This window comes from Kitasatospora sp. NPDC017646 (assembly GCF_044329365.1).
Lineage (GTDB): Bacteria > Actinomycetota > Actinomycetes > Streptomycetales > Streptomycetaceae > Kitasatospora.
In genome coordinates, this window is record NZ_JBIRJC010000006.1 from 120,159 (window position 1) to 135,283 (window position 15,125).

The 15,125-nt window shown below is 71.8% G+C and carries 16 protein-coding genes and 1 pseudogene; 7 read left to right on the forward strand and 10 right to left on the reverse strand.

From position 1 onward, the window contains the following. Positions 1 to 169: 169 nt before the first annotated feature. Positions 170 to 2,110, forward strand: a complete 1,941-nt coding sequence (locus ACH4J0_RS12665; protein WP_396239153.1) for an amino acid transporter — start codon at positions 170 to 172, stop codon at positions 2,108 to 2,110. 85 nt (positions 2,111 to 2,195) lie between these two features. Here ACH4J0_RS12665 and ACH4J0_RS12670 read toward each other — a convergent pair whose 3' ends face one another. Beyond that, a complete protein-coding gene (locus tag ACH4J0_RS12670) occupies positions 2,196 to 2,864 on the reverse strand; it encodes a transglycosylase family protein (RefSeq protein WP_396239156.1) in 669 nt (222 codons plus the stop codon). 223 nt (positions 2,865 to 3,087) lie between these two features. On the opposite strand from ACH4J0_RS12670, the gene ACH4J0_RS12675 reads away from it, so the two are divergent. Then, positions 3,088 to 3,942, forward strand: coding sequence for an S-methyl-5'-thioadenosine phosphorylase (locus ACH4J0_RS12675; RefSeq protein ID WP_396239158.1), 855 nt, complete (start codon positions 3,088 to 3,090; stop codon positions 3,940 to 3,942). A gap of 210 nt (positions 3,943 to 4,152) precedes the next feature. Here ACH4J0_RS12675 and ACH4J0_RS12680 read toward each other — a convergent pair whose 3' ends face one another. Further along, positions 4,153 to 4,572, reverse strand: a complete 420-nt coding sequence (locus ACH4J0_RS12680; protein WP_396239160.1) for a hypothetical protein — start codon at positions 4,570 to 4,572, stop codon at positions 4,153 to 4,155. 344 nt (positions 4,573 to 4,916) lie between these two features. Here ACH4J0_RS12680 and ACH4J0_RS12685 point away from each other — a divergent pair, with 344 nt between their 5' ends. Then, positions 4,917 to 5,114: a DUF397 domain-containing protein gene (locus ACH4J0_RS12685; RefSeq protein WP_396239162.1), complete on the forward strand. Its 198-nt coding sequence runs from the start codon at positions 4,917 to 4,919 to the stop codon at positions 5,112 to 5,114. Here the strand turns inward: ACH4J0_RS12685 and ACH4J0_RS12690 are convergent. Beyond that, positions 5,046 to 6,314, reverse strand: a complete 1,269-nt coding sequence (locus ACH4J0_RS12690) for an MFS transporter (RefSeq protein ID WP_396239487.1) — start codon at positions 6,312 to 6,314, stop codon at positions 5,046 to 5,048. The two genes, ACH4J0_RS12685 and ACH4J0_RS12690, sit on opposite strands and share 69 nt — an antisense overlap. Positions 6,315 to 6,343: 29 nt before the next feature. Between ACH4J0_RS12690 and ACH4J0_RS12695 the strand changes: the two genes are divergently transcribed. Then, the gene (locus tag ACH4J0_RS12695; RefSeq protein ID WP_396239164.1) at positions 6,344 to 7,255 is read left to right on the forward strand and encodes a phosphorothioated DNA-binding restriction endonuclease; all 912 of its coding nucleotides are present in this window, start codon (positions 6,344 to 6,346) and stop codon (positions 7,253 to 7,255) included. 672 nt (positions 7,256 to 7,927) lie between these two features. Here the strand turns inward: ACH4J0_RS12695 and ACH4J0_RS12700 are convergent. Further along, positions 7,928 to 8,152, reverse strand: a complete 225-nt coding sequence (locus ACH4J0_RS12700; protein WP_396239166.1) for a hypothetical protein — start codon at positions 8,150 to 8,152, stop codon at positions 7,928 to 7,930. A 52-nt stretch (positions 8,153 to 8,204) separates the two neighbouring features. Continuing rightward, a complete protein-coding gene (locus ACH4J0_RS12705) occupies positions 8,205 to 8,969 on the reverse strand; it encodes a MerR family transcriptional regulator (RefSeq protein WP_396239168.1) in 765 nt (254 codons plus the stop codon). 125 nt (positions 8,970 to 9,094) lie between these two features. Here ACH4J0_RS12705 and ACH4J0_RS12710 point away from each other — a divergent pair. Next, a pseudogene (locus ACH4J0_RS12710) lies at positions 9,095 to 9,406 on the forward strand (nuclear transport factor 2 family protein); the annotation flags it as partial. Between the two features lie 21 nt (positions 9,407 to 9,427). Here the strand turns inward: ACH4J0_RS12710 and ACH4J0_RS12715 are convergent. Both ACH4J0_RS12715 and ACH4J0_RS12720 read right to left on the reverse strand, forming a co-directional pair. After that, positions 9,428 to 9,730: a hypothetical protein gene (locus ACH4J0_RS12715; protein ID WP_396239170.1), complete on the reverse strand. Its 303-nt coding sequence runs from the start codon at positions 9,728 to 9,730 to the stop codon at positions 9,428 to 9,430. Then, positions 9,727 to 9,873 (reverse strand): hypothetical protein, encoded by a 147-nt coding sequence (locus ACH4J0_RS12720; protein WP_396239172.1) that lies wholly within the window; start codon positions 9,871 to 9,873, stop codon positions 9,727 to 9,729. Before ACH4J0_RS12720 ends, ACH4J0_RS12715 begins: the two co-directional genes overlap by 4 nt. Positions 9,874 to 10,155: 282 nt before the next feature. On the opposite strand from ACH4J0_RS12720, the gene ACH4J0_RS12725 reads away from it, so the two are divergent. Together ACH4J0_RS12725 and ACH4J0_RS12730 are read left to right on the forward strand one after the other, a co-directional pair. Continuing rightward, positions 10,156 to 10,788 carry an ATP-dependent Clp protease proteolytic subunit gene (locus ACH4J0_RS12725; RefSeq protein ID WP_396239174.1) on the forward strand — a complete coding sequence of 211 codons (633 nt, stop codon included), beginning with the start codon at positions 10,156 to 10,158 and terminating at the stop codon, positions 10,786 to 10,788. A 1-nt stretch (position 10,789) separates the two neighbouring features. After that, positions 10,790 to 11,392, forward strand: a complete 603-nt coding sequence (locus ACH4J0_RS12730) for a ClpP family protease (RefSeq protein ID WP_396239176.1) — start codon at positions 10,790 to 10,792, stop codon at positions 11,390 to 11,392. Positions 11,393 to 11,450: 58 nt separating this feature from the next. On the opposite strand, the gene ACH4J0_RS12735 is transcribed toward ACH4J0_RS12730, so the two are convergent. The 3 genes from ACH4J0_RS12735 to ACH4J0_RS12745 all read right to left on the reverse strand — a co-directional run bounded on the left by ACH4J0_RS12735 (position 11,451) and on the right by ACH4J0_RS12745 (position 15,119). Further along, positions 11,451 to 11,864 (reverse strand): helix-turn-helix domain-containing protein, encoded by a 414-nt coding sequence (locus ACH4J0_RS12735; protein WP_396239178.1) that lies wholly within the window; start codon positions 11,862 to 11,864, stop codon positions 11,451 to 11,453. A gap of 91 nt (positions 11,865 to 11,955) precedes the next feature. Further along, entirely contained in the window at positions 11,956 to 12,783 is an 828-nt protein-coding gene (locus tag ACH4J0_RS12740) for a hypothetical protein (protein WP_396239180.1), read from the reverse strand. A gap of 80 nt (positions 12,784 to 12,863) precedes the next feature. Continuing rightward, positions 12,864 to 15,119 carry an MMPL family transporter gene (locus ACH4J0_RS12745; protein ID WP_396239182.1) on the reverse strand — a complete coding sequence of 752 codons (2,256 nt, stop codon included), beginning with the start codon at positions 15,117 to 15,119 and terminating at the stop codon, positions 12,864 to 12,866. Between the last annotated feature and the right edge of the window lie 6 nt (positions 15,120 to 15,125).

Sequence of the window (15,125 nt, forward strand, 5' to 3'; positions counted from 1 at the left end):
CGTCTCCTTAACGACCGTCGCATAGCCTGGCGCACTGCCGTCGCCCGACGGCGCTTTTACGGGGTCTTTAAACAAGAGGTGCAAGGTGGTTTCGTCGGGTTCGACGGAGACGACGACGGAGGACCCGTCGTCGGCGCGAATACGGCTCCGCAGCTGGCTCCTGGAGGACATGTCCCCGGAGAAGGCCGCAGCCAAGAAGGCCGAGGCGGAGCGGGCGCAGCAGGGCGGTGAGGAGCCGGGGGACTCCGCCGCCGACGGCGGTCACGCTGCGCACACGGGCCAGCCGTGGTGGCGCGTGATGTGCCTGACCGGCCTGGACTACTTCTCGACGCTCGGCTACCAGCCGGGCATCGCCGCCCTCGCGGCCGGCCTGCTGTCGCCGATCGCCACGATCGTGCTGGTGCTCGTCACCCTGCTGGGCGCGCTGCCGGTCTACCGGCGGGTGGCCCAGGAGAGCCCGCGCGGCGAGGGCTCGATCGCGATGCTGGAGCGGCTGTTGTCGTTCTGGAAGGGCAAGCTGTTCGTCCTCGCCCTGCTCGGCTTCGCGGCGACGGACTTCATCATCACGATCACGCTCTCGGCCGCCGACGCCAGCGCCCACCTGGTCGAGAACCCGCACCTGACCAGCGTCCTCGGCGGCAAGCAGATGCTGATCACGCTGATCCTGGTCGCCCTGCTCGGCGCGGTCTTCCTCAAGGGCTTCAGCGAGGCGATCGGTCTGGCCGTGGGGCTGGTCGGGGTCTACCTGGCGCTCAACGTGGTGGTCGTCGTGGTCGGTATCTGGAAGATCATCCAGGCGCCGCACGTCGTCACCGACTGGTCCAACGCCCTGACCGCCCAGCACGGCAACATCTTCGTGATGATCGGCGTCTCGCTCGTCGTCTTCCCCAAGCTCGCGCTCGGCATGTCCGGCTTCGAGACCGGCGTCGCCGTGATGCCGCACATCAAGGGCGACGCCGACGACACCGAGGCGAACCCGGTCGGCCGGATCCGCGGCACTCGCAAGCTGCTCACCACCGCCGCCGTGATCATGAGCACCTTCCTGATCGCGACCAGCTTCATCTGCACCCTGCTCATCCCGGCCAAGGAGTTCGAGAGCGGTGGCCAGGCCAACGGCCGCGCCCTGGCCTACCTGGCGCACGAGTACCTGGGCGGCGGCTTCGGCAGCGTCTACGACCTGTCGACCATCGCCATCCTGTGGTTCGCCGGCGCCTCCGCCATGGCGGGCATGCTCAACCTGCTGCCCCGCTACCTGCCCCGCTACGGCATGGCCCCGCACTGGGCCCGCGCCGTGCGCCCGATGGTGATCGTCCTGACCGTCGTCGGCTTCCTGATCACCTGGCTGTTCGACGCCAACGTCGACGCCCAGGGCGGGGCCTACGCCACCGGCGTACTGGTCCTGATCAGCTCGGCGGCCATCGCCGTCACCATCGCCGCCTACAAGAAGCGCCAGCGCGGCTGGACCATCGGCTTCGGGGTCATCGCGGCGGTCTTCCTCTACACCACCGTGGTGAACACCATGGAGCGCCCGGACGGCGTCAAGATCGGTGCCTGCTTCATCGCCGGCATCATCCTGGTCTCGCTGCTCTCCCGCCTGAAGCGCGCCTTCGAGCTGCGCGTCACGGACGTCGTGCTGGACGAGACGGCCGAGCGCTTCATCCGCGACTACGCCCACCGGCCGCTGCGCCTGATCGCCAACGAGCCGACCAACCGGGACGTCGCCGAGTACCGCGACAAGATCCGGCAGATCCGCGCCGACAACGACATCCCGGGCGAGGACGACCTGGTCTTCGTCGAGGTGACGGTCCGCGACGCGTCGGACTTCGAGTCCGAGCTGACCGTGCGCGGCGAGGTGCTGCACGGCCGGTACCGGGTGCTCACCCTGGAGAGCTCCAGCATCCCGAACGCGATCGCCGCGCTGGCGCTCACCGTCCGGGACCGCACCGGGCAGCGGCCGCACCTGTACTTCGAGTGGACCGAGGGCAACCCCTTCGCCCAGTTCCTGCGGTTCTTCCTGTTCGGCCAGGGCGAGGTCGCCCCGGTCACCCGCGAGGTGCTCCGCGAGGCCGAGCCGGACCGCACCAAGCGCCCGCGCGTCCACGTCGGCTGATCCGCGCGTCCGTCCGACGCCGACGGCCCGCCGCGTCCTGACGGACGGGGCGGGCCGTCGGCGTTCGTGGGGCGCGGCCGGATCGTCAGGACGGCAGGCGCAGGACCAGGCCGGGCCGGATGAGGTCCGGGTCGTCGCCGACGGCGGAGCGGTTGAGGGCGTAGAGCGCGGGCCAGCCGCCGGGGACGTCGAGGGCGGCGGCGAGCCCGTCCAGGGTGTCGTCCTCGCGGACGGTCCACTGGCCGTCCTCGCCCGACGGGGCGGCGGGGGAGGGCGGGGGCAGGGCGCTGTCCCGCTCCTGGCCGGGGGCGCTCGGCCGGCCGTTGGCGGGCCGGTGGCCGTGGCCGTGGCCGTGGCCGTCGACGGCGCGGGAGCCGCAGACCGGCCAGGGGGAGAGGCCGCGGCGGTCGGCCAGGTGCTGGGCGACGGTGATCTGCTGCTCGCGGCTGGCGAGGTCGGGGCGCGGGGCGTAGGCGAGGCCGCCGTTCTCCCGCCAGGTGGGCTGGTCGAACTGGAGACCGCCGTAGTAGCCGTTGCCGGAGTTGATGTGCCAGTCGCCGCTGCTCTCGCACGCCGCCACGCGCTCCCAGTCGTACCGGCCGCCGTCCGGCCTCCTGCCGTCCGGCCTCCCGCCGGGGTCGGTCCCGGAGTCGCCGCCCGGTGGTGCGGCGTGGGCCGCGGGTGCGGAGAGGGCGACGGCGAGGGCGCAGAGCGCGGTCGGGACGAAGCGGCGGAGACGGGCGGTGGAAGGCATGGGCGGCTCTCAGGTCCGGGGACAGGGCGTGCGCCGTCCGGAGACGGCGCTTTCCAACCGACGCACGCTGAGTGGGGCGCGTGGCCGCCGACACGTCGGAGAGGTCACCCGGCCGGCCGTCATGGACCACCCCGGTGGCCCGCGGCCATCCGGCCGTCACCCCCTCGACGGTCGGCTCCTAGAGTGGCCGGGACCGCCTCTCGACGAAGGGTGTGAACATACGATGACGATCGATCAGGGAAGGGCCCGGGCCGAACTGGGAGTGATCGGCGGCTCGGGGCTGTACGCGCTGCTGGACGAGGTGACCGAGCTGCGGGTCGACACGCCGTACGGGCCGCCCAGCGACGCGCTGTTCCTCGGCGAGGTGGTCGGCCGCCGGGTCGCCTTCCTGCCCCGGCACGGCCGTGGCCACGGACTGCCGCCGCACCGCATCAACTACCGGGCCAACCTGTGGGCGCTGCACTCCCTCGGCGTGCGGCAGGTGCTGGGCCCGTGCGCCGTGGGCGGGCTTCGGGAGGAGTACGGGCCCGGCACGCTGCTGGTGCCCGACCAGTTCGTGGACCGCACCTCGGACCGGGTGCAGACCTACTACGACGGGCAGCCGCTGCCGGACGGCTCGGTGCCCGGGGTGGTGCACGTGCCGATGGCCGACCCGTACTGCCCGGCCGGACGGCGGGCCGTGCTGGAGGCGGCGCGCGCGTCGGCCTGGGAGCCGGTGGACGGCGGGACGCTCGTGGTGATCGAGGGCCCGCGCTTCTCCACCCGGGCCGAGTCCCGCTGGTTCACCGCCAACGGCTGGTCGGCGGTCGGCATGACCGGGCACCCGGAAGCCGTGCTGGCACGCGAACTCGGGCTCTGCTACGCCTCGGTGGCACTCGTGACCGACCACGACGCCGGTGTGGAGGCCGGGGACGGAGTGACCCACGCGGAGGTGCTGGAGGTCTTCGCGGGCAACGTCGACCGGCTGCGCACGGTGCTGTTCAAGGCGCTGGAGCGGCTGCCCGCCGAGCGGGACTGCGTCTGCTCGCACGCGCTGGACGGGGTGGCCACCGGGCTGCCGGGAGTGGTCGCGGACTGACACCCGGTCCCGTGGCCGCCTCCGCCGTGCGCATCCGCATCGCCGACGAGGCGGCCGACACCGATGACCTCTTGGTCGCCGCCCGTTTGCCCGGCATGCGCTTCGGCCGCGTCATCGCCGCCGACGGCAACCGGCGCTTCGTCGCCGTTCAGGTTTTCCGCGCTGGAAGTCGGCCGGACCCACTTCCAGCGCGGAGGACCGGGCGCCCTTTCATGTGCCGGTGGCCCGGACGTAGACATCGCCCGCGCCCTCCGAATCGGAAGGCCGGATCACCACGAAGGTCTGCCGCCCGGCCTGCCCATCCGGTAGCAGCAGGCCCTCGGCCGGCTCGTCGCCGGGTAGCGCCGACCGCAGGTCCTGCGGCAGCGGGGCGACGGAGCCGGCCTTCGGCACGTTGTAGGTGTGGAGGAAGTCGTCGACGTCGGCATAGTCGCCGCCGGCCATTCCGTAGTGCAGGTAGGCGACCGGCGACCCGTCGGCTGCCCGGGACAGCGTGGCGGCCGTTGGGATGTAATACCGCCCCTTGCCGGGGTGCTGCTTGTCGTGCAGGCCCGCCAGCCGCTCCGCGCGGTCGTAGTCGGTCTCAGGCGGATCGAACGACCGGCGCATTTCGGCCGCGCCCCACCACACGCACCCCACCACACGCACCCCACCGTGACCAGCACGCAGGCCGTGAGGAAGACACCCAGGAGCCAGCGCGTCCACGTCCTGCCACCGGAAGTGCCGGGCGCCACGTCGGAGCTTCCTGGGCCTGGTCTTGCCGGCGCCCCCCATGTCGAACTCCCGGGCCGCCGAGGTACCCCGGTTGGACAGCGTGCAGGTAGACGGGGACCGATTCGAGTTCATTGACACCGAGCCGCAGCTGATCAAGTATCGAGCCGTGTTGGATCGGGTGGAGGCGAGCGCACTCACGCCTGACGCATCCCGTGACCTCATCCACCGTATCGCCCAAAGCATTTGAGACGGGAACAATCGTGGCCGATCAGAGTCGGCAGAAGTCGTCATTCAGCGGCGACACCGCTAACTGTGTCCATCTCGCCATAGCACCCGACCGCGGCGTCAAGCTGCGCGAGAGCGATGAGCCCGAGGTCGTCATCAGCACCTCACCCGACGTGCTCCGTGCCCTCCTGCTCGGCGTCAAGGCAGGGGAGTTCGACCACCTGACGACGTAGGCGTGCCCGCTCGGCCCAGGCGGCCACCGAGGGGCCGGCTGCGCCCACGGCTGCGAAGAGGGCGCCGAGGAGGAACCAGCCGGTGTGTCCCAGAATGAGGACCGCTCCGGTGAGGATCACCGGCGCGAGGGCCTGGCCCGCGTCGAAGCCGATGCCGAGGAGGCCCTGGTACTGGCCCTGGGCGTGGTCGGGGGCGAGTCCGTACCCGAGCGCGTAGCCGCCGGAGGACTCCCACACCTCTCCCACGCTGTGGATGCACACCGCCAGTACCGTGAGGACCGGCGCCACCCACGCCGGAACGTCCGCCGTCAGCGCCATCAGCGGGCAGCTGAGCAGGAACAGGAGCCCCGCGAGGCGGAACGCACGGCCGCCCTGCTGCGGGGTCTCCACCTTCGACCCGAGCCGGCTCTGCAACACCACGCACACGCCACTGTTGATCGCGTACACCGCCGCGACGGTCCAGCGGGGTGCGTCGGTGTGCGTGCTGAGCCAGATCGGCAGCAGCAGCGAGACGACCTGGTACTGCAGACCCATCGCGCTGTAGAGCGCGACGAAGGACACGTACGGCCGGTCGCCCAGGACCGACCACTGGCGGTGTTCCGTCGGCCGGAGAAGGGGCCGGTAGTTGGGGACTCCCGCGAACGCGATCAGTGCGGCCCCGGCGAAGCTGGCGGCGTTGGCGAGGATCAGCCCGGTGTAGGCGGGGCGGGTGTTGATCTGGAGGGCTACGGCCGCGCCCAGGGTCCCCACGACCACGCCGAGGTTGACGAAGGTGCGCAGCCGGGCCCGGAAGGCGGCCGGGTGTTCGTCGCCGACCCTGGCGATGAGCGCACCGCCCGCCGCACCGGCGGCGGTGGCGGCGAGCCGGTCCAGGGTGGCGACGAGGGTGAACGCGAGCCAGCTGTCGATGAGGACGAAGGCCGCCATGGTGGCCGCCTGCACGACGAGGGCCGACAGCCAGACCGTGCGCGGCCCGTACCGGTCGGCCAGGTTCCCCGCCGGTATGCCGGCTGCCAGGCCGCAGAGGCCGGCGATGGTCAGGCCCGCTCCCACCTGGGTGGCGGGCAGGTGCACGACCAGCGTGAAGTAGAGGACGGCCGCGCTGTTGAAGAGGCCGTTGCCGATCCTGCTGACGAAACTGGCGGCGATCAGCGCCAGTTGGGGACGGGAATCCGGACTTCTCCTCAACATGTCGATCAGGCTAACAAGCCGCTAATACCCTGGCGGGCATGGATTGGCTGGATCGGGTGGCAGGGCTGAGGCGTTGGACGAACAAGGACGTCCGCGCGCCGCACAAGCCGCTGTTGCTGCTGTACGCCCTGGGCAGCTACCAGCGGGACGCGGACGGGGAGTTGCGCTACAGCGCGGTCGAGGCGGAGCTGAAGCGGCTGCTCGTCGAGTACGGGCCGTCGCACGCGACCACACCCGCGTACCCGTTCCACCACCTGGTCAGCGACGGCCTCTGGGAGGTCCGCACCGACCGGGGACCGGGGAGTCCGGGCAGTGGGATCGGGGTGCTGCGGTCGAGCGGGGCCACCGGGCGGCTCGCGGCCGAACTGCGGGCAGCGCTCGGCCGGGAACCGGCGCTGCTGGGCCGGATGGCCCGGGTGCTGCTGGACGCCCACTTCCCGCACTCCCTGCACGAGGACCTCTGCGAGGCCGTCGGGCTCGACCTGGAGGAGGCCGGGACCGGAATCGTGCGTGGTGCGGCCCGGCGGCAGCGGGACCGGCGGATGCGTGAACTGATACTCACCGCCTACGAGTTCCAGTGCGCGTTCTGCGGCTACGACGGCGCCCTCGGCGCGAGCGCGGTCGGTTTGGAGGCCGCGCACGTGCGCTGGTGGTCGCACGACGGGCCGGACGCCGTCGACAACGGGCTGTGCCTGTGCTCGCTGCACCACAAGCTCTTCGACAAGGGCGTCCTGGGGGTGGGGGAGGGGCACCGGATCCTGGTCTCCCAGCGGTTCGTCGGCCGCAGCGAGGCCAGCCGCCAGCACGTGCTCGCGCTCGCCGGACGACCCGTCATCGGCCCGCAACCGGGCAATCCGCCGGTCGCGGACCGGCACCGGGAGTGGCATGTGCGGCAGGTGTTTCACGGTGTCCCGCGTGAATCAGTGCAGTGCCGGGCGACGGTCGGTTAGTACTCCAGTGCGACTTCGTGATCTATCCCGAGGAGGGCGCGAGGAGCCGCCGCCGGTAGTGACAGCGGCGGGCGATGGCTTGGTGGAGTCTGCGCCAGTTCGACCAGTGCAGCAGCCCGTTTGGCGATGCGTTCGGCGGGTTCAGCAGTGCCCCGAGCAGGTGGCGGATCTCCGGGACGGTCAGGTCTATCGGGTCGGTGCTGCGTGCTGGGCGGTTTCGGCTGGGCGGATCTCGCCGGTGTGGCGTCGGCAGCGAGAGCGGCCAGGAAGGCCAGCGCGAGCATGGCCAGGGTGATGTGCCGGTGCCAGGCGGTCCAGTGGCGGACCTGGTACTGGTCCAGGCCGACCTGGCCCTTCGCGGCCCGGAAACACTCCTCGACGCACCACCTGGTCCCGGCCACCCGCACCAGCTCGGACAACGGCACCCGTGGGGACCAGCACAGGTAGAAGGCGAGTTCGCCGCTGCTCGGGTTGCGACGGATCAGCAGGTGCCGGTGGGCGTCGGCGCCGGTCTCAATCCAGGCCCAGTCGTAGTAGCGAGGCCCCTTCGCCCCGGCTCCGGCGCTCTGCCGGTGCCAGGCCGAGGCGGGCAGCCGGTCGGCGACACCAGGAGTGTTCGGGCAGGTAGAGCCGGCGGTCGATCAGTGCCCGTCCTCTGCCGAAAGATCGAGGTTAGACAGGGTTCGCCCCGTCGTCCTGCCGCACCGCACCATCCGTGATACGTCCGAGCCGGACGAACGTGACGAACGCCTGGACGGCGAGTGCCAGAAGCACGGCGGGGAGAACGGTCCACGGCACTACCCCGCCGATCGCCAGAGCCGTGAAGACGACCAGAGCTGTGATGAGGGTGGGCAGGGCGGCGGACACGGAGATACCGATTCGAAGGTGGCGGGTCACGAGCACTCCTCTGGGAACGGCCGAACGGGGCAAGGACTACCGGAATGAACGGTCATGCGGTGGAGCGGGCGCGGTCGAGGTAGGCGGTCACGTCGTGCCAGGCGTCGGCCGGGGCCGTCGGGTCGCCGGACATCGCGGCCGGCTCGTGGTGCCAGGCGGACCGCACCGCGGCCGAGACGTCGCTGTCACCCCCGGTGAACAGCGAGCTCAGTTCATCCATGCGTGCCACCAGCTTCCTCACCTGGGGCGCTGCTGGCTCTACCCCGGCGGTCCGCATCGCCTCGGCCCTGCGGTACAGCTCCGGCCACTCGACCTCCAGCAGGTAGTAGGCGGCAGGACCCAGCACTGACGCCCGGTCACGCAGAGTCTGTATCTGATCGTTGTCGAGGTGGCGCCGCAGCGCCTGCCCGCTCTCCGGTCCCGCGCCGCCCATCGTCTGGAGCGCGCCGATCAAGGCGGAGACCTCCGGTGCTTGGCCGCAGGCCAACTCGCCGCGGATGTGGGCCAGCCGTTGCCGCAGGGCCTCCAGGGAGGCGATGGAGGCTTCGACGCCGGCCAGGTGCTCGCTCACCAGCCGGACCGGGTCGACTCCGACATCCAGGCACGTGGCGATGGTCTCCAGCCCCAGCCCGAGACGACGCAGCGCGAGTACCTGGTACAGGCGGATCACATCCTGCTCGGTGTACTCGCGGTGTCCTGCGGCCGTACGCCTGGACGGACTGAGGAGCCCGATCTGGTCCCAGTGATGCAAGGTGCGAACAGTCAGCCCACTCGCCTCAGCGAGTGTTCCGACCTTCCATGTCTGGTCGATGCTCATGCGTCAACGATGCTCCCTGACGTCGCGTGAGGTGCAAGCAAGCCCGCCGGGCGCTGTCGCCCGGCGCCGCAGGTGCCGACCAACGTGGCGTGATGCGGAACGAGATCACGGAGTCACACTGGAGTATGCGTCAAGCAGATGCTCTGCCCTATGGCGGCACTTGGCGTGGCCACAAGGGCATGACGCAGTTCTTCCTCATGATGAGAGAGGTGTGGGAGTCGTTCGACATGGTGGAGCAGGAGTTTCTTGCCACCGGTGAGACTGCGGTCGTGCTCACACAGGTCCGTGCTCGCGCTCGTGCGACCGGCCGTGAAATCAGCTTCCCGATTCTGCAAGCGATCACGGTCAAGGACGGGCGGATCACCGAGGTTCGTCCGTTCTACTGGGACACGCGGGCTGTCGCCGATGCCTGCGCCGTGCCCACACCATCAGACTGAGGTCGACGACAAACCCGTTGGTCACAGCCGCTCGTTGAGGACTGCCACCAGCACGGTCGCCTCGTAGCGGACGGCAAGCTTGTCGTAGCCGTCGAGCTGCTTCTTCAGGGCGTCGTGCTTGGCCTTCCATTCCTCGTACTCGGGGTTCGTGACGGGCTCGCCCTTGACGTACCCCAGGTACTGCTTCGGCTCCGGGCCGAGGCCGTTGAGCTGTCGCCGGCGGTCCCGGACCAGGTTCTTCAGGTCGGTCCGGTTGGCCTGGTCCCGGGCGGCGGCGGGGATGCCGTCGAGGTTGCCGATCTGGTCGGGGTGGTTGAGGATCATCCGGTGCTGTGGCTCAGCCGGTCGACGACATCGTGCTGCCAGGACTCGACGTGCTGGCCGAACGCGGCGGCCAGGATGTCGAAGGCGCTCTTCGCGGTGGAGATGCTGATGACGTCGGCATCGTGGAGGGTCTTGACGTCCATCGCCTACTCGGCCCCCTGCTTGCACCGCTCGATCTTCGCTGACGCCGCACAAGCGTTCGCCGCGTTCATTCGTCCCGCGTGGTTCGGCCCCGGTGCACTGCCCGGTTCCGTGAATGTTCGTCCGCAGATAGTAATGGATCATGAATTGGGGTCGGACGGCTCTGCCCTGTCGGACGGCTCTGCCCTCGGCGAATCTGCGGCGGGCAGAGAAATCGGCCCGCAAGTGCGATCGGGGGTGAGAGTGGGGGTCGACGGCATCTTCGCCTGGACGAGGAGAACCAGATGATTCCATTCGACGCGCCCCGCGCGGAGCAGGGCGACACACGGCCCAGCGCGTTCGACGACCACCTCGCCGCGCAGCTGCTCGCGCAGCGGATCGTGTTGCTCGGCACGCAGGTCGACGACGTGTCGGCGAACCGGGTGTGCGCGCAGCTGTTGCTGCTGTCGGCGGAGGACCCGCGCAGTGACATCAGCCTGTACATCAACAGCCCGGGCGGGTCCGTCAGTTCGGGCCTGGCGATCTACGACACCATGCGGCTGATCCCGAACGACGTGTCCACGCTGGCGATGGGGTTCGCGGCCAGCATGGGGCAGTTCCTGCTCACGGTGGGGGCGCGCGGCAAGCGGTTCGCGCTGCCCAACGCGCGGATCATGATGCACCAGCCCTCGGCGGGCATCGGCGGGACGGCCGCGGACATCGAGATCCAGGCGGAGAACCTGGAGTTCACCAAGCGGTCCATCGAGCGGATCACCGCGGAGCACACCGGGCAGAGTGAGGAGACGATCGCGCGGGACGGCGACCGGGACCGCTGGTTCACGGCGGAGCAGGCCAGGGAGTACGGGATCGTGGACCGGGTGGTGGAGTCGGTGGCCGACATCCGCCCGGCCTCGTCCCGCCGACGGATGGGGCTGTGACATGGGGTCGTACACGGTTCCGTACGTCATCGAGCGGACCGCGCACGGAGAGCGGTCCTACGACGTCTTCAGCCGGCTGCTGAACGAGCGGATCATCTTCCTCGGCACCGAGATCGACGACGGGGTCGCCAACGTGGTCATCGCGCAGCTGCTCCACCTGGAGTCGGAGAACCCGGAGCGGGAGATCTCGATCTACCTCAACTCGCCCGGTGGATCGTTCACTTCGCTGATGGCGATCTACGACACCATGAGCTTCGTGCAGGCGCCGATCTCCACCTTCTGCGTCGGCCAGGCGGCGTCGACGGCGGCGGTGCTGCTGGCGGGCGGCGATCCCGGGCGGCGGTTCGTGCTCCAGCACGCGCGGGTGCTGCTCGGGCAACCGGCCAGCGGCGGGCGGCAGGGGATGGTCTCCGACCTCAGCCTCGCGGCCAAGGAGATGGTCCGGATCCGCTCGCAGGTGGAGGAGGTGCTGTCCCGGCACACCGGACACGACGTGGCGACGCTGCGCGCCGACATGGACCGGGAGAAGGTGCTCACCGCCGAGGAGGCGGTCGCGTACGGGCTCGCGGACGAGGTGCTGAGCAGGCGGCTCGCGCTCGCCTGATCCGGTGGGGGCGTGGCCGGCGGCCGGTACGACGGGGGTGTACCGGCCGCCGGCCCGCTCAGGCGGCCAGGCAGAGGCCGTTGGCCCGCGCCGACGGCACCGTGCGGCGGTGGGTCGGCCGACTACCTGTGCCGTGCCGGACCAGCTCGTCCTGGGCGAGCGAGAGCAGGTCGCCGAGGCCGAGTCCGAGGGCCTTGGCGGCGGCCGCGAGCACCTCGGAGGAGGCCTCCTTGCGACCCCGCTCCAGCTCGGACAGGTACGGCATCGAGATCCGGGCCTCCTCCGCGACATCCTTCAACGTGCGTTCCTGGGCGAGCCGTTCGCGCCGCAGGACGTCGCCGATGAGGTCCCGCCAGAGGGGTTCCTTCGGCGCGGGTGCCTGGGGCGTGCCGTTCGTCCCACCGGAACCGGGCGGCGAGGTCTGCGGACGCAGCGGAATGACGCGGGCTTCGTTCGGCGCTTGAGTGCTCACCCCCTCAGCGTAGGGATTCGGGGCGCCGCGGGAAGGGCGCGGCGTTCTGCCCTGGGAGAAGCCGCGCGGGCGGGCCGGAGTTGTCGTGCCGTCAGCGTCGCCGGCCGAGGCGCAACGCCGCGCCGCCGGCGGCGATCAGCGCTGCCGCGGCGACCCCGGCGGCGGTCAGGAGGCCGTCGTCGCTGCCCGTGGCGGCCAGCGTCGGAGCGGCGGTGGCCGGCGTCGTCGCGGCCGGGGTCCGCGGGGTGGCCCGCGGTGAGGCGGTCGGTGCGCCCGGGACCGGCGTCGGGGACGGGGCGGAGGTGACCGGTGCGGTGGTGGGCGTCGCGGCGGACGTCGGCGTGGACGTCGGCGTGGACGTCGGCGTGGGTGTCGGGGCGGGGGCCGTGGGGCTGGCGGTCGGCGTCGGGGCGCAGGCGGTGCCGCCGTTCCAGGAGGCGATCATCAGACCGGAGAACGGCTCGTCCGGGTAGTGCGGCAGCGGGTGGTCGCTGTCGCTCCCGTCGTACTTCTCGCCGACCGCGTACAGGGCCAGTTCGCCGTAGCAGCGCGGCAGGTGGCCGGTGACGTCCAGGGTGTCCCGGTAGTGCTCGCGGGAGAGGGTCGTGGTCGCCCAGCCGAGGAAGGTCTGCTGACCCGAGGTGGCCCAGGTCCCGCCCTGGGTCGCGTAGGAGCCGAGCGAGACGTGGTAGTCGCAGCCGGCGGTGGGTTCGCCGGCCAGCCGGACCTGGACGCTGCCGCTCTCGGCGAGCATGGTCGCGCCGGCCGTCCAGTGGGCGCCGCCGTCGACGGAGTACTGGAGCGGGGCGCGCCCGCAGTCGGGGCCGGCGTGGGCGGCGGGCGCCGCGAGGGCCGTGGCCCCGACGGTGAGGCCGAGGGCCGTGAGCACCGGAAGGCCGCGGCGGAGGTGGGTGTGCATGGGGACGTGCTCCTGGTCGGGGGTTCGGGTTCGGGTTCGGGTGGGGCTTCGGGGCGGGCGGCGTTCGGGAGCCGCCGGGTTCACCGGGTCTCGATCACGGGAACCGGGACGCCCGAGTCGTCGGGCTGCGGGGTGTGGCCGTCGCCCTCGATGTCGACGTGCGGGAGCAGGCGGTCGAGCCAGCGGGGAAGCCACCAGTTGCCGTCACCGAGCAGGACCATGGTGGCGGGAACGAGCAGGCCGCGGACGACGGTCGCGTCCAGGGCGACGGCGCTCGCCAGGCCGATGCCGAACATCTTGACGACGGGGTCGTCGGAGAGCAGGTAGCTGAGGAAGACCGCGACCATGATCAGGGCTGCTGAGCTGATGATCCGCCCGGTGCTGCTGAGGCCCGCGACCACGGCGCGGCGGTTGTCCCGTTCCCGCAGGTAGCCCTCGCGCACGGCGCTGAGCAGGAAGACCTCGTAGTCCATGGACAGGCCGAAGAGCACGGCGAACATCAGCAGGGGCACGTACCCGGGGATCGGGACGGCGCCCTCCAGGCCGATCAGCCGGGCGCCCAGACCGTGCTGGAAGACCGCGGTGAGCACGCCGTACGCGGCGCCGACCGACACCAGGTTCATCACGGCGGCCTTCACGGCGACGACGGGCGAGCGGAAGGCCAGCAGCAGGAGCAGTCCGGCGACGGTCAGGACGAAGCCGACGACGATCGGCATGCGCTGCGCGATCCGCGCGTTGAGGTCCGCCTGGGCGGCGGGGGTGCCGCCGACGTGCAGCTGCTGGCCGCTCCCGGCGGTGGCACCGGGCAGGACGTCCGCGCGCAGGCGGTGGACGAGTGCCGTGGTGGCGGGGTCGGACGGGGCGGTGGTCGGGGTGACCTGCCAGCGGACGGTGCGGCCGTCGGCGGCGACCGCGGGCGGGCTGACGGAGGCGACGCCCTCGGTTCCGCGCAGTGCGGTGGTCACGGCCGCCAGGCGGGGGTCGGCGCCTCCCGCCGTCGTCTGGGCGGTGCTCCCCGCGGCCGTCTGGGTGGTGCTCCCCGCCGTCGTCCGGACCGGGGAGGGCAGGACGTCGACGACCTGGAGCATGCCGTTGGAACCCGGCCCGAAGGCCGCGGCCATCCGGTCGTACGAGGTGCGGCTCATGGTGCCGGAAGCCTTGCTGCCGGCGTCCAGCTGCCCGAGGCGGAGGTGGGCCGCGGGAGCGGCGAGGGAACCGAGCAGGGCGAGGCCGGCCAGCAGCAGGGGCCAGGGCCTGGCCGCGACCAGGGCGGCGATCCGTCCCCAGCCGCGCGGGTGCCCGGCCGGGGCGGGGGCGGCGGGCGACTTGGGCGTCAGCCGCCCGCCCAGCAGCACCAGGGCCGCGGGCAGGAGCGTGAGGTTCACGCCCAGCGCCGTCACCACGGCGATCGCCGGCGCGAGGGCCAGCGCGTACAGCAGGGGAAGCCCGCCCAGGGCCAGCCCGGTGAGGGCCGCGACGACGGCGCTGCCGGCGAAGGCGACGGACTTGCCGGAGCCTGCGGTGGTGCGCACGGCCGCTTCCTCGATCCCGACCCCGGCGGCTCGCAGTTCCCGGAAGCGGGTGAGGCCGAAGAGGGTGTAGTCGATGCCGACGCCCAGCCCGATCATGGCGGCGATGGTCTCGCCGGCCTCGGGCACGTCCATCAGGTGGCCGACGAGGCCGAGGACGGGCAGGGCGATGCCGAGGCCGATCACCCCGGCGAGCAGCGGCAGTCCGGCGGCGAGGAGGCTGCCGAGGGAGAGGGTGAGGATCACCAGGGCGGTGCCGAGTCCGATGGCCTCGCTGCGGCCGGTGCTGCCCCGGTCGACCGCGGCGGCCAGGGAGCCGCCCGGGGTCACCTCGATGCCGGCGGACGTGGCCGGCGCCGCTGCGGCGAGCACGGCGTCCGTCATGCCGGGTGTCACGTCCCGCCCCGAGACGTCGAGTTCGACCGAGAGGTACGCGGTGTGGCCGTCGCTGCTCATGGCCGTGGCGCCGGCCGGGTCGTAGGGCGTGGTGACGGCGACCACGTGCGGCACCGCGGCGATGGCCGCCGCCGCGCCGCGGACCGCCGCGGCGGTGTCGGAGGCGGTCAGCGGTGCCGCGCCGGCCGGGGTGTGCAGCAGGACGGGCTGCTTGCCGGAGGCGGAGCCGGGAAACGCGCGGTCGGCGATGTCCCGTGCGGCCTGGCTGTCACTGCCGGGGATGGAGACGGCCTCGCTGGTGACGCGCCCGAACGTCGCGACGGCGCTGAGCGCGGTGGCCGCCAGCAGCAGCCAGGCGGCGACGATCCGCTTGGGTCTGCGGGCGCACCAGCGCCCCACAGTGGTGAACATCGGCGG

Excerpts from the sequence above, each read along its gene's own strand:
- ACH4J0_RS12665 (WP_396239153.1), top strand. The coding sequence starts at position 170 with ATGTCCCCGGAGAAGGCCGCAGCCAAGAAGGCCGAGGCGGAGCGGGCG.
- ACH4J0_RS12670 (WP_396239156.1), bottom strand. The coding sequence starts at position 2,864 with ATGCCTTCCACCGCCCGTCTCCGCCGCTTCGTCCCGACCGCGCTCTGC.
- ACH4J0_RS12675 (WP_396239158.1), top strand. The coding sequence starts at position 3,088 with ATGACGATCGATCAGGGAAGGGCCCGGGCCGAACTGGGAGTGATCGGC.
- ACH4J0_RS12695 (WP_396239164.1), top strand. The coding sequence starts at position 6,344 with ATGGATTGGCTGGATCGGGTGGCAGGGCTGAGGCGTTGGACGAACAAG.
- ACH4J0_RS12705 (WP_396239168.1), bottom strand. The coding sequence starts at position 8,969 with ATGAGCATCGACCAGACATGGAAGGTCGGAACACTCGCTGAGGCGAGT.
- ACH4J0_RS12715 (WP_396239170.1), bottom strand. The coding sequence starts at position 9,730 with ATGATCCTCAACCACCCCGACCAGATCGGCAACCTCGACGGCATCCCC.
- ACH4J0_RS12720 (WP_396239172.1), bottom strand. The coding sequence starts at position 9,873 with ATGGACGTCAAGACCCTCCACGATGCCGACGTCATCAGCATCTCCACC.
- ACH4J0_RS12725 (WP_396239174.1), top strand. The coding sequence starts at position 10,156 with ATGATTCCATTCGACGCGCCCCGCGCGGAGCAGGGCGACACACGGCCC.
- ACH4J0_RS12730 (WP_396239176.1), top strand. The coding sequence starts at position 10,790 with ATGGGGTCGTACACGGTTCCGTACGTCATCGAGCGGACCGCGCACGGA.
- ACH4J0_RS12740 (WP_396239180.1), bottom strand. The coding sequence starts at position 12,783 with ATGCACACCCACCTCCGCCGCGGCCTTCCGGTGCTCACGGCCCTCGGC.
- ACH4J0_RS12745 (WP_396239182.1), bottom strand. The coding sequence starts at position 15,119 with ATGTTCACCACTGTGGGGCGCTGGTGCGCCCGCAGACCCAAGCGGATC.